The following is a 13,860-nucleotide window of genomic DNA, read 5'->3' as shown; positions in this document are numbered from 1 at the left end:
TCACTGTAGCATCCTTTACTGTCTGTTGAGGATGACACTTCCTGTTAGGAGGCTGTATTGACTGATCACAGCGAATATCTACTCTCTTTTTTTGAGCAAGGGCCAATCGTGGCTGTGGTTCGAGATCCTACAGATGGATGGCCGATCGTTGCTGTATCAGGTAACTACAGCAGCCTTATCCCCATTCCCCCGTACCAACTATCAAAACAACCTCTTTTTTCTGAATTGCTTCATCCTGACGATCTTCCCAAACTGGAGTCAGAGGTTAGGCTGTACCTTTCAGAGAAGCGAGAGCGATGGGGGATGTGTTATCGGATCAGCGATGGAGCTGACGGGTACAGGTGGGTTTTCGAACATACACATGTTTCATACGACAATCAGGGTGATCCTCAATCAATTCGCGGTTACCTACTTGACCACAGAGAACTGATGACATCCCTACAGGGTGAGCAACTGAGCCGGGATCGTCTTCAAACCCTTACAACACTTGCCGGGTGCATCGTTTGGGAGTGCTTACCAGAAGGTGAACTCACATACATTTCGGGGAACGTGTCGAGCCTGCTAGGAATAGACCCACTAGAGATCATTGGTAAGCGCTGTTTTGAAACACTCGATGGTGTCCAGCGCAATAGGGAGTGGCAGGCACAGATAAGAGCAGAACTTACCTCATTAAAGCCGGTTGAAAGTATCCAGCATTCATTTTTCACTACCGCTGGTGAAGAAAGGCGGTTTTCGACCAGTGCAACTCTCATTACCGATCAGGGACCTACAATGCGCCCCTTCTTTCGCGGGGTAAGCGTTGATATCACACACCAAACCCAGCTTGCCATACACGCCTCTGATCAGGAAGCACGATGGAGAGCAGTCCTTGAGGCAACCGGGCAAGGTGTTTGGGACTGGAATGCCAAAACAAACAAGGTTTGGTTTTCGCCCATCTGGAAATCCATGCTGGGATTCGAGGAAGATGAAATCAGTGACTCACTTGATGAATGGGAATCACGCCTTCACCCCGATGACTATAAACAAACATTTGAAGACTTAACCGCCCATCTTCAGGGGCAGACTCACTTATATGAAAATACCCATCGCATGATGGCTAAAGATGGACGTTGGCGTTGGATACTTGACCGTGGCAAGGTGTATGAACGCGATGCCAATGGTGACCCGCTCCGTGTAATTGGGACACATACTGACGTTACGGAGCAGTATGAATCAACCCGGCGCCTTAAGTTACTTGCTGAAAACGTCCCCGGCGTTCTGTATCAATTCAAACTCAACCCTGATGGTTCGTCATCTTTCCCCTATGCCAGTGGTGGCATCCGTAACATTTATGAGCTGCTACCAGAAGAGATCGACAAGGATGCCTCCAGGGTCTTTGATCGCCTACACCCCGATGACTTGCAACGAGTTTCAGAAACAATTCGTGAATCGGCGCGCACCTTAAGTGTTTGGCAAGATGAATACCGTGTTGTCTTACCAGAAAGAGGACTGCGTTGGCTCAAAGGTCAGGCAACGCCACGAGCTGAAGATGATGGATCTATTGTTTGGCATGGATTCATTGAGGATATAACCGAGGCAAGGGACGAGAAAGAAGCCCGGCAAGAATTTGAAGCCAGGTATCGTGTTGCCATGGAAGCCACCGGGATCGGTATGTGGCGTTGGGATTTGGTGAGTAATGAGGTTAAGTGGTCGGACCAGGCATACACGCAACTGGGATATAAACCTAATGCCTTTCCTATGTCCTTGGACAAGTTCCTTGAACTTATACATGAGGATGACCAAGAACGCGTGCTGGCAACCGTAAATGAGCAAATGGAGCGAGAGCAACGTTTTGCATCACAGTTCAGGCTTAAGGACGCTAACGGTGCCTGGGTCTGGATTGAAGGGCGTGGACGGACCACCGAGTACGATGATAATGGCCAGCCGGCCGTAATGATGGGGACTCATACTGATATTACCAGGATCAAAGAGACTGAATCAGAGCTTGTGACAGCACGGGCACAAGCAGAGCAAGCAAACCACGATAAGTCAGCATTTTTGGCCAACATGAGTCACGAAATTCGAACGCCCATGAGTGGCATTATCGGCCTGAGTGAACTCGCCCTTGGCGAAGTTGATTTATCTGTCATGCGACAGCAGCTTACACGTATTCATCAAAGTGCTAATCATCTGCTGACGGTACTGAATGATATCCTGGATTTTGAAAAGCTTTCTGGTGGGCATGTAGAGATCATAAAACAGCCATTTGATCTCGGAAACATGATAAACAGTGTTCATAGTCTCTTTTGCCAAACAGCCGAACGTAAAGGCCTGGATTTTATAATTGAGCTGGATGATTGCTTGGAATCATTTTATGAGGGTGATGAGCAGCGCTTACGACAAGTCATTTCTAACCTGGTTAGTAACGCAATTAAATTTACCACCCAAGGTAAAGTGACCTTAAGCGTTAGAAAAATCAATCCAGGTTCGGATGAAGTAACAATTGTATTTTCTGTATCTGACACAGGATCTGGAATATCACCTGATATTCTCAAAACACTTTTCCAGCCCTTTGTTCAGGGTGGTAAAGAGATTGCTCAACGTCACGGAGGAACCGGCTTAGGCTTAGCGATCAGCGATCAACTGGTCAAACTCATGGGCGGAGACCGAATTCAGGCTCAAAGTGTTCCCTCTCTAGGTAGTAGCTTTTCCTTTTCACTCCCACTTCAACCTGTTCACAGAAAAGTATGGGAGCAACAGCAGCCCAAACTTTCCGGTGAAGATACGTCTCAAATATCTGGAACAGTCTTGTTGGCTGAGGACGATGAGGTCAATCAACTGGTTGCTCGTGCCCAACTGGAGCGTTTGGGAGTGCAAGTACAGGTTGTGACTGACGGACAACAGGCTGTTGAAGCATTTCAGTCTCAGCACTTTGACCTTGTATTGATGGATATTCAGATGCCCGTTATGAATGGGTTGGAAGCCACCCGCCAGATCCGTTTACTGGATAGACAAATTCCCGTTGTTGCTTTGACCGCTGCTGTTTTACCTGAAGATCGCTTAAAAGCCCTCGAGGCAGGCATGAACGAAGTCCTGGCAAAACCATTTAGTCGAAATGAACTCATGCAGGTTGTGTCACGTTGGGTAGGGACCAGCCAATCCATCGAAGACCCAAATATTGAGCCTTCTACACCATCCAATCAGAGAGCGCTGCTCGATGTCGATTGGGCACTTGAACAGCTTGGGGACAACAAAGCACTCTATTATCGTTTACTTGGTGATTTTCTGATCGAGTTGCAAAACGTATATACACCTTTAGCTAAAGCCATTGCATCTCAGAACCTTACCCCACCTGATGACATAATAGATCTATGGCAACGAGAGACCCATCGTTTGAAAGGTACTGCTGGCAATCTGGGTATTCTGGCTCTTTCTGACCTTGCATCATTGCTCAATGATAGCCTTAAACAGGAGAAGCTACCTGCGCTCGAACCCCGTCAGGCTTTTGTTCAATGCATTCTCGATACCGTCAAAAGCATTCAAACTGCGCAGTCAGAATACCTTGACTCCCAGGAAACCAAAGGAAGACCTGTATCAGTTGAGAAGCCCTCCCTGGAGCCACTTATAGAGGCAGTCCAACGTCACGAGTTTCTGGATGAATCGGAATTGGCACAGTTTGATAAGAGCTTTACAGATATGGAGCAAGCTCGGTGGCTAGAGGTCAGAACAGCACTCAATGATTTGGACTTCGATCGTGCTCAGACCGTAATACAGCAAATTGTGCGTGCACGCAGGAGCGACAAACAATGATGAAGCAGCTATTTCAACATCGTTCTCTGCTTGGACGACTACTGTGGTTTTCACTGCTCATGCTTGCACTGGTAGCAGTACTCATAGGCGCATTGGTGAACTTCGTTGTGTCTCAAGACAGCCTTGAGAAGGCCATTCAACAACAGGCGACATGGAATGAGATTGCAGTCAGACAAATTGATGATGCACTCAATGAACGGGTCACACGTTTAGAACAACTGGCAGAACTTTTAGTCGATGAAGATGGGCTGAAGACCGGACCTGAAATTCAGTCTATTCTTGATTCAAGCCTTTGGCTTCACGGCGCCTTTAACAGCGGGCTGATGGTGGTGGATCGTAACGGCCGGGCTATTTTTGATTCTCCAACCCTAAAGGGAAGGGTGGGTCTTCAGCTTGATGATCGGGCCTATTTCCAAATTACGCGTGATACAGGCAAATCATACATCTCTGAGCCACTTTTCGGCCGTGTGACTGGCGCTCCTTTTTTTCTGATCAGCGCACCCATGTACGATAGAAAAGGCACTTTCCTGGGGATTGTCACAGGTAATACTTTACTGCTTGAAGATACGGTCCTTACCGCAGTGTCAAAGCTTGATGTATCTGAATACGATAATATCCATATCTTTGATGCTGAACATGGATTGATTGTGGCGTCCTCCAATCCATCAATAGTCATGAAGCCGTTAAGCAATGTTGCGGAAATTGATGTCGTACAGCAAGTGGTAACAGGCACGAAAGAAGGACGTGCCATCGCATTTGGTGGTAAAGATGTCTTTTTCAGTGCATCACGCCTTCAAACGACGGGTTGGATCGCACTCAACACAACCCCAGTCGACAGTTGGCTCAACACATCGGAGTCACTCGTTTGGCAAATTACTATTGTTTCATTCCTTAGCCTTGGAGCGGTCGGTCTGATTGCGTTTGTATTCATACGAAAGCAGCTCAAGCCGCTGAGTGACGCAGTTGGAGAGCTTAAAGGCATCGATACCGCCGCACTTGACGGTGCTAAAGCGTTAACAGTTCAAAGTAACGATGAGGTTGGCCAGCTTGTTCGCGCGTTTAATCAGGTCTTGAGTCAGTTAGACAGCCAGAAAGGGTTATTGGTGAGCGCCAGAGAGCAGGCTGAATATGCCAATGAGGCAAAGACGCGCTTTCTTGCGAACATGAGCCATGAAATACGTACCCCCCTAAACGCTGTCATTACCCTTGCAGGCATAGAGCTTGAAAAAACTGAGGATGCTGAGGGGCGGGTACGACTTCGAAAAATACAGCGCTCAGGGGAGGAGCTCCTTACAATTATTGAGCAAATCATCAGTTACATTGAGCTTGAAAAGGGTGACATAGAGTCTGTGCAGAATGCATTTGAGATTGAAGCATTATGTGCAGACCTTGGGCGCCAGTTTGGCGCTGCGGCATCGGAAAAAGGGTTAGAACTCCTGATATCTCTTGATGCCGATGTTCCCACATGGGTGGTGGGCGACAAACGACATTTGGGGCAGGTGTTGGGCCATATTCTTCATAACGCCATTAAGTTTACCCGCGAAGGGAGTGTATTGCTTCGGGTTAGCAAAGAAGAAGCAGACGATGACCAGGTTCAGTTGTTGTTTGGTGTAAAGGATACTGGTGTTGGCATGTCGCACGAAGATTCCGAACAGCTGTTTGAAGCCTTTGGGCAAATTGATGACAGTCACACCCGTGCTGTAGGTGGAGCAGGTATGGGACTGGCCCTCAGTCAGCGCTTGGTTTACTTGATGGGGGGGGATCGAATTCAGCTTTCGTCAGAGCCGGGGCAGGGCTCTTTATTTGAGTTTTCCCTAAGCATGAAGCCTGTTCATAAAGAACAGTCCAAGGTAGAGACCTCAAAACCCTTTGATGATAAATGCACCGTTCTTATCGTGGATGATCAAGACCTTTCTCGGCAATTACTTGAGGAGATTCTCAGCGAGTGGAAAATCGATACTGATCAAGCCAATTCAGGGGAGAAAGCAGTTGCTCATGTCAAAAATGCTCTTAAGCAGGGAAAGATGTATGACGCGATTCTGATGGATTGGGATATGCCAGGTATGGATGGCTTATCTGCACTGCGAATAATCGATTCCTTGTACACAGAACATTCCAACCCTGAGGTTGCACCGGCCATGCTGATGGTTTCGGCTCATGACTTGAGCAGTCTTGGTTATAAGCCGGATGATCAATATGCTTTTCTACACAAGCCCGTGACTCGCTCAAACCTGTTTGATGCTTTGAATGAGCTTCCATACTTCAGGGCAATTGGAGCAGCGCCAAAAAACAATGTTTCCAAGAGTGATAGCCTTGTGCTTGTTGTTGACGATAACAAGACCAATCGTGAGGTTGTAGAAGCACTTTTGAATAGCTTTGGCGTTCCTCACCGGCTAGCTGAGTCAGGTCGTGAAGCGCTGAAACTTGTCAGAGAGGAGGCATTCGACCTGGTTTTCATGGATATTCAGATGCCTGAAATGGATGGCTATGAAACAACTGAGCAGCTTTTAAAGATACGCCCGAATACACCGGTCGTTGCCTTAACCGCTGCTTCTTTAGAAAAAGACCGTAAAGAGGCTGAGGATGCAGGAATGGTCGGTTTTCTCACCAAACCACTGAACCGTGAAGCGTTCCAGGCAGTCCTCGAGAACTATGTCACGCTCACACCGCTGACAGAATCAACGTCCTTACATTCAGTCCAAACTGGTGGTGACAGTGCCCTGATCAGTGACGAGACCCGAATATTGCTGGTGGATGATGAGCCTATAAACCTTAAAACACTTGCAGGAGGTCTTAGCGCTGAATATCGACTACAACTAGCTAACAACGGTGAAAAAGCAATTCAGCTTGCAAAAAGCGACCCGCAGCCTGACCTGATTCTTCTTGATATCATGATGCCCGGAATGGATGGCTATGATGTATGCCGTTTTCTCAAGGGAGATCCAGAGACCCGTGATATACCCATCATATTTGTTTCAGGTCTCAATCAGTCTGACGAAGAAACCAAGGGGCTCAACCTGGGGGCGGTTGATTACATAACCAAGCCTTATGAAATGTCAGTCGTTAAGGCCCGCATCAAGAAGCAACTGGAAGCGCATCAAAAAAATGAGTTGCTGGAAAAAATGTCTTACCTGGACGCACTAACCCACGTAGCAAACCGCCGGCAACTTGATACGACACTGCAAAAAGAAGTTGGCCGGGCACAACGCACACAAGGCAGGTTGGGACTGATCATCCTCGACATTGATTTTTTCAAACCTTACAACGACAACTACGGACACGGTCAGGGAGATGAGTGTCTAAAACTGGTTGCACAGAAGTTACAGCAGCTGGTGAACCGGCCCGGTGATCTTTTCGCACGCTATGGAGGCGAAGAGTTTGTGGTTTTGCTGCCTGAAACTGACAAAGAAGGTGTCTCTAAATTAGCCGAAGACATGCGAAGTGCGATTGAAGATCTCGCAATACAACATGACTACTCGGCTATTTCTGATCACATCACAATTAGCTTGGGTGGCGTGAGCAAGCGCCCAGTCTCAAGTGACTCAGCAGCAACTCTATTAAAAGAAGCAGATGAAGCTCTTTATAGCGCAAAACATGAGGGTCGAAACAGGTCAGTCATTAGTGGTGATTGAGAAAGTAAACACGTACGTGCTGATACCTGATCTTAGTGATCGTACTTGAATTATAATGTACTTATATAACGGTATGATAATTACCTTTGGTGGTTTAATGGCTGCAAGATGGTAACAGAGATACTCCTCTCAGAAGATCAAGTAGCTGAACGCTACGGTATACATCGTTCAACCCTCTGGCGCTGGGTTCAGAAAGGTACATTCCCAAAGGCAACTAGATCTAGGAAGGGCTGCAATAGATGGCTATTAATTGACATTGAAGATTGGGAAAAAAGACATGGCTTTCCTAAGCTGTAGTAGAGAGTAAGCGCCTTTAACATTGAAAATACCGAATGAATGAAACCTGCTCTATTCCGCTTCTTTCTCAATTATCATGACCTGCCCCAGCTTTCTAATCAATCACGCTCCTAGCAATTGACGGAGCGGCCTAAGGTCCGCTTTGGGCCAACATCGGAAATTTTATGAGCCCAGCGAAGCCCTTTATGCTTTGAAGCCCACCTATAGGGTGTAATTACCCAAAAATGAAGGTCCGCTCCGCCCCAAAACAAAATAGCCGGCACAAAGCCGGCTATCGGGAGAAGAGGGCAGATTTTCTATTCCACCCTCCTATAAGCTGTTACCAGCTTACTTAATACGCATACCCGGCTGGGCGCCTGCGTGCGGTTCCAGAATCCACAGGTCCTCACCGCCCGGGCCAGCAGCCAGTACCATGCCTTCGGATACACCGAACTTCATCTTGCGCGGTGCCAGGTTGGCGACCATGACGGTCAGTTTTCCTTCCAGGTCTTCGGGCTTGTATGCAGACTTGATGCCGGCGAAGACGTTGCGGGTTTCGCCGCCCAGATCCAGTGTCAGGCGCAGCAGTTTGTCAGCGCCTTCTACGTGTTCGGCCTTGGCGATCTTGGCCACGCGCAGGTCTACTTTGGCAAAGTCGGGGAATTCGATGGTGTCGGCCACCGGTTCCTTGCTTAGCTCGGTTTCTTCAGCTGCCGGTTTAACGGCCTGAACCTGAGGCTGGGCCGCCAGGCTCTGCTTGGAGTCTTCGATCAGCTCTTCGATCACTTTCTCGTCCACGCGCTGCATTAGCGGCTTGAACTTGTTGATCTGGTGGTCAAGTAGCGGTTCCTTGATCGCCTCCCAGGCGAGGGTATCGATGTTGAGGAATTCGCAGGCTTTCTCGGCCACTTCCGGCAGTACCGGTGCCAGGTAGCTGATGATGACGCGGAACAGGTTGATGCCCAGGCTGCAGCAGGCCTGAACCTCTGCTTCCTTGCCTTCCTGTTTTGCCAGTACCCAGGGCTCGGCCGCATCGATGTACTGGTTGGCCTTGTCTGCCAGGTGCATGATTTCACGCATGGCGCGGCCGTATTCGCGTTTTTCATACGCGTCGGCGACGACGTCTGCCAGTTCAATCGCTTCCTGGTACAGGGCCGGGTTGGCGAGGGTGCTGTCCAGCTGGCCATCAAATTTCTTCTTGATGAAGCCGGCGCAACGGCTGGCGATGTTGACGACCTTGTTCACCAGGTCGGCGTTTACACGGTAGCGGAAGTCTTCCAGGCTCAGGTCGATATCGTCGATACCGGAGCCCAGCTTGGCCGCGAAGTAGTAACGCAGGTATTCCGGACGCAGGTGCTTGAGGTAGGTCTCGGCCATGATGAAGGTGCCGCGAGACTTGGACATTTTCTGTCCATTGACCGTCAGGAAGCCGTGGCAGAACACGCCGGTGGGTGTGCGGAAGCCTGCGCCTTTCAGCTCGGCCGGCCAGAACAGGGTGTGGAAGTAGGCGATATCCTTGCCGATGAAGTGGTACAGCTCGGCATCGGAGCCTTCTTTCCAGTATTCGTCGAAGTCGACGCCGTTCTTGTCACACCAGTTCTTGAAGCTGGCCATGTAGCCGATCGGGGCGTCCATCCAGACGTAGAAGTATTTGCCCGGCGCATCGGGGATCTCAAAGCCCCAATAAGGTGCGTCACGGGAGATATCCCACTCCTGCAGGCCGGATTCGAACCACTCGTTAAGTTTGTGGATCATCTGGCTCTGTACGTGCTCGTTCACCCAGTTGCGTAGGAACTCTTCGAAGTCACCCAACTTGAAGAAGTAGTGCTCGGACTCTTTCTCGATCGGGGTAGCACCGGAGATGGCGGAATAGGCGTTTTTCAGCTCGGTGGGCTGGTAAGTCGCACCACAGGCTTCACAGGAGTCGCCGTACTGGTCCTTGGCGCCACATTTGGGGCAGTCGCCCTTGATGAAGCGGTCCGGCAGGAACATGTTCTTAACCGGGTCGTAGGCCTGGGTGATGGTGCGACGGTTGATATGGCCGGCATCACGCAGACGTTCGTAGATCAACGCCGAGAACTGACGGTTCTCCTCGGAGTGCGTGGAGTAGTAGTTGTCGAAGTTGACCATGAAGCCGGCAAAATCACGCTGGTGCTCGGCGCTGACCTGGTCGATCAGTTCTTGCGGGCTTTTGCCCATCTGATCGGCCTTGAGCATGATCGGCGTACCATGGGCGTCATCGGCACAGACGTAGGTGCACTGGTGACCACGCTGTTTCTGAAAACGAACCCAGATATCGGTCTGGATATACTCGACCAGATGGCCCAGGTGAATGGGGCCATTGGCATAGGGCAGGGCACTGGTAACGAGAATCTTGCGCTTGCTGTCGGACATCGTTGGCTCTGAGTCGGTTAAGAACGAAAAATAAAGGGGATCATTCTACGCGTGATTGATCCCCGAATGAAGGCTGCCGGTGGCTATGCTAGAATTCGCCGCCCTGAATCCCATTCCCGTTAGATGACATCAAGTGTAGAGGTCGCCGATGCCCCTTCCCCGTGTGGAGCCTGAACAGTATGACGCCCTGCTGGCCGAGAAACAGGCTCGCATCGAGGCACAGTTTGCCGAATTCGATCTGCCCGAGGTGGAGGTGTTTACCTCGCAGCCCGAGCATTATCGCCTGCGTGCGGAGTTTCGCACCTGGCATGATGGAGATGACCTGTACTATGTAATGTTCGATGGCGACAAGCGCACGCCTGTCCGCCTCGACAGCTGCCCCATGGTGTCCGAGCGCATCCATGATGTGATGTTCAAGCTGCTGGATGTGATCCGCCCTGATCCCGTGCTGCGCTTCAAACTGTTCCAGGTGGACTTCCTCAGCACCCTGTCCGGCGAGCTGCTGGTGAGCCTGCTGTATCACCGTCAGCTGGATGACGAGTGGGTGGAGCGCGTGAAGCCGCTGCGCGAACAGTTCAACATCGACATCATCGGCCGCGCCCGTAAGCAGAAAATCCTGCTGGACCGTGATTTTGTCGTGGAAGAACTGAACATCAAAGGAAAGACCTACCGCTACCAGCAGACCGAAAACGGCTTTACCCAGCCTAATGGCCATGTGTGCGAAAAGATGATCGAGTGGGCTATCGATGCCTCATCGCATGCCGGTGGTGATCTGGTCGAATTCTATTGTGGTAATGGTAACTTTACGCTGCCGCTGGCGCAGAACTTCCGCCGTGCGGTGGCGACCGAGATCTCTAAGGTATCGGTGCGCTCAGCCGAATGGAACATTCAGGAAAACGGCATCGATAATATCGATGTGCTGCGCATGCCGTCGGAAGATCTGTCACTGATCCTGAAAGGTGAGAAAACCAGCCGCAAGGTGAAAGGGCTGGCGCTGGAAGAGTGCAACTTCACCACGGTACTGGTCGATCCGCCGCGCTGTGGCCTGGATGAGCACACGGTTGAGCAGATCTGCGAATACGAGCATATCCTGTACATTTCCTGTAATCCGGATACGCTGCAGGACAATCTTAAGCAGATCAGCAAAACACATAAACTGGAACGGTTCGCGATCTTTGACCAGTTCCCCTACACCCATCACCTGGAGTGCGGGGTTTATCTGACCCGTCGCTGAAACCACTGACCATGAAGGGAAGCAGGATGCTCTATTTCTGGCTGTCGCTGGCGTTTGTTGTGGGCATGATCATGCCTATGCAGGCCGGAGTAAACAGTACGCTGGCTATTCACAGTAATGGCGCGCTGTGGGCGTCTCTGGTGTCCTTCGTGGTCGGGTCCATCGCCTTATTGTGCCTGGCCATCGCCATGCGTCAGGACTGGCCTGTACTGGCCGACCTGCGTCAGGCCCCCTGGTGGGCCTGGACCGGTGGCTTTATGGGCGCACTGTTTGTCTTCACTGGCGCTATTCTGGCACCACGCATTGGCGCGACCACCATGATGGCACTGCTGGTGGCGGGGCAATTGATCATGTCGGTGGTACTCGATCACTTCGGCTGGGCCACTTTCCCGCAGCATGACATCAACTGGGGCCGCATTCTTGGCGTACTCTTTCTGATCGCGGGCGTTGTGCTGATCCGGATGTATTAAGGTGGCGAATTTCACCTTGTGCAGGCGACTCATGCGCGAAGGGCAGAGAACAAGGAGCGTTTGCGTTGCTTGATCCTGATGCGATTGCTCGGTTGGTCCTCGACCTGGGCGGCCCTCATTTCTCGGATAGTCTGCTGCAGGTACTGGGTGATCTCTGCGAAGTGAATCACCTGTCGGTCGTTCATCTGGAAGATCAGGACAGGGTGACGTACATCCTGTCTGCCAATGACGAAACCCTCAACATCACGCCTGAAATGCAGCAGCTCTATCTGACGATCTACTATCGATTGGATCCGAATAAAGAGTTTCTGCAGGCTTTCGACCATGACGGTCAGGTCATCTCGCGCCGGTTACGTCAGCAGGATATCAGCGACCAGGGCTACCGCCGCCTCTGGTATGACAAGATGGGCATTGTGGACCGGTTTTCGATTTTGGTTCGTGCTGACAAAGGGCTGTACTGCCTTAACCTGTTTCGCAATCAAACGCCGTTCCCTGATGAGAGCATTGAGACCTTTGATGCGATGGCTCCCTTGCTGGCTAGTCTGGTGGTGAAGCATGCGCGGCTGGCGGGGGCCTTATCCAGCTTTATGACGCGAGATGCGCAGATCGACATGCTGATCATGCGCCTGAATAAAGTCGATGCTTCATTAAGTCAGCGTGAAAAAGAAATGTGTGCCCGTGTGTTACTGGGGATGAGTTCTGATGGCATAGCGTTGGACCTTGGCGTCAAGCTGCAGAGTGTACTGACTTACCGCAAACGTGCTTACAGCCGCTTGAATATCTCCAGTCAGAATGAGCTTTTTGGGCTTTGCCTCACGGTTGTATAAGGCCGCCCGGCTGCACAGATCAACCGGGCTCTCTCGCGTTAAATATATTGATCCAGCCAATTGGCTATCTGGCTTTCCATCAATGCTCCCGTGCGACGTGCTATCTCTTCACCGTCCTTGAATAACACCAGTGTCGGTGTGCTTCTGATCTCCAGATTGGAGGCCGTCTGTTCAAATGTTTCCATATTGGCCATCGCCACCTGAAAGCGCTCAGGTTGTCTGTCTGCCAGGCGCTCGATAGCAGGGCCAACCATTTTGCAGGGCCCGCACCAGGGCGCCCATACATCCAGTAGAACTGGGCGCTCAGCCGTTGCCAAAGTGGTCTCAAAATCAGTGTCTGTAACCGGATAAGTAGCCATCAAGGGACTCCTTTAATCGTGCTTGCCCACTTCCCAGCTGGTGTGCCCAACCGCACGTTCGGTGACCTGTGCCGGCACGGCTTCAAGCTGTGTTGCCATCGTGTCGTTCCAGCGGTTGAGGTAACCAAACAGCGCGATGGTGGCCACAATTTCCACGATTTGCCCCTCGTCAAAATGCTGTTTCAGCTCATCAAAATCTTCAGAGGTAACATCATTGGGCAAGGTGCCGGCTTTCAGCCCAACCTTGATGGCGGCACGTTCGGCAGCACTGAACAGGTCGCTGGTTTCGAACTCCCAGATGGCAGCAATTTTTTCGTCGGATGCCTTATAGATACTCGACAGGTTGGTCATGTGAGATTGGCAATAGTGGCAACCGGACGCCAGACTGGAGGCCAGTGCGACCAGCATCTTCAGCTCTTCGGGTACCGTGCCTTCATACAGGATCACCTGATTCAGTTTGCCGAACGTCTTCGAGATATTGGGGCGACGTGCCATGGTTTTTACACTGTTGGGGCAGAAGCCTCGCGTGTTTTCGTAGTGCGTAAACATCTCACGCAGTTCCTGGTCGACTTCATGGTTTTCCAGCGGTCTCAGATGGGCCATTGTGATCTCCGTTTGTTGTTCTTGTTTATGGCTATGCATACTAAAAACGGAGGCTGAAGCTGTCTGTCCCTACAGATAGGTACAGATCATACATACAAGGCAGACAGCGAAATTGCGGTGGGGTATGCGCCACCGTTTATGCAGCTGGATGAATCGTTGATCCATGTCTACAGACCCGGGCTCAGGGTTGCCTACACTGGCTCAAGGACGACGGATTCGGGAGTTTTATCCATGAATGTCGTCCCGTTCTTTCGGCTCCAGTCGGGAGTCGTTCGA

Annotated in this window: 9 protein-coding genes; 6 read left to right on the top strand and 3 right to left on the bottom strand. The window is 50.8% G+C overall.

The window, feature by feature from the left end:
• Nucleotides 1–57 precede the first annotated feature (57 nt).
• From BW956_RS15785 to BW956_RS22925, 3 genes are all read left to right on the top strand, one after another.
• Nucleotides 58–3,789 (top strand): PAS domain-containing protein, encoded by a 3,732-nt coding sequence (locus tag BW956_RS15785; protein WP_076464070.1) that lies wholly within the window; start codon nucleotides 58–60, stop codon nucleotides 3,787–3,789.
• The gene (locus BW956_RS15780) at nucleotides 3,786–7,421 is read left to right on the top strand and encodes a response regulator (RefSeq protein WP_083703110.1); all 3,636 of its coding nucleotides are present in this window, start codon (nucleotides 3,786–3,788) and stop codon (nucleotides 7,419–7,421) included. Before BW956_RS15785 ends, BW956_RS15780 begins: the two co-directional genes overlap by 4 nt.
• A gap of 108 nt (nucleotides 7,422–7,529) precedes the next feature.
• On the top strand, nucleotides 7,530–7,718 hold the full coding sequence (locus BW956_RS22925) for a helix-turn-helix transcriptional regulator (RefSeq protein WP_076464067.1): 189 nt from the start codon (nucleotides 7,530–7,532) through the stop codon (nucleotides 7,716–7,718).
• A 327-nt stretch (nucleotides 7,719–8,045) separates the two neighbouring features.
• Here the strand turns inward: BW956_RS22925 and metG are convergent, their stop codons facing one another.
• Nucleotides 8,046–10,091, bottom strand: a complete 2,046-nt coding sequence (gene metG, locus BW956_RS15770; protein WP_076464064.1) for a methionine--tRNA ligase — start codon at nucleotides 10,089–10,091, stop codon at nucleotides 8,046–8,048.
• Nucleotides 10,092–10,239: 148 nt separating this feature from the next.
• On the opposite strand from metG, the gene trmA reads away from it, so the two are divergent.
• The 3 genes from trmA (at nucleotide 10,240) to BW956_RS15755 (ending at nucleotide 12,622) form a co-directional block, all read left to right on the top strand.
• Complete coding sequence (trmA, locus tag BW956_RS15765) at nucleotides 10,240–11,325, top strand: tRNA (uridine(54)-C5)-methyltransferase TrmA (RefSeq protein ID WP_076464061.1); 1,086 nt, start codon at nucleotides 10,240–10,242, stop codon at nucleotides 11,323–11,325.
• Between the two features lie 26 nt (nucleotides 11,326–11,351).
• Entirely contained in the window at nucleotides 11,352–11,795 is a 444-nt protein-coding gene (locus tag BW956_RS15760; RefSeq protein WP_010322417.1) for a DMT family transporter, read from the top strand.
• 65 nt (nucleotides 11,796–11,860) lie between these two features.
• Nucleotides 11,861–12,622 (top strand): helix-turn-helix transcriptional regulator, encoded by a 762-nt coding sequence (locus BW956_RS15755; protein WP_076464058.1) that lies wholly within the window; start codon nucleotides 11,861–11,863, stop codon nucleotides 12,620–12,622.
• Nucleotides 12,623–12,660: 38 nt separating this feature from the next.
• On the opposite strand, the gene trxA is transcribed toward BW956_RS15755, so the two are convergent.
• Nucleotides 12,661–12,981, bottom strand: a complete 321-nt coding sequence (trxA, locus tag BW956_RS15750; RefSeq protein ID WP_076464055.1) for a thioredoxin — start codon at nucleotides 12,979–12,981, stop codon at nucleotides 12,661–12,663.
• A 12-nt stretch (nucleotides 12,982–12,993) separates the two neighbouring features.
• Nucleotides 12,994–13,584: a carboxymuconolactone decarboxylase family protein gene (locus BW956_RS15745; RefSeq protein WP_076464052.1), complete on the bottom strand. Its 591-nt coding sequence runs from the start codon at nucleotides 13,582–13,584 to the stop codon at nucleotides 12,994–12,996.
• Nucleotides 13,585–13,860 lie beyond the last annotated feature (276 nt).

Source organism: Marinobacterium stanieri, assembly GCF_900155945.1.
GTDB classification, from domain to species: domain Bacteria; phylum Pseudomonadota; class Gammaproteobacteria; order Pseudomonadales; family Balneatricaceae; genus Marinobacterium; species Marinobacterium stanieri.
This window is presented reverse-complemented; position numbering and strand designations above follow the sequence as displayed.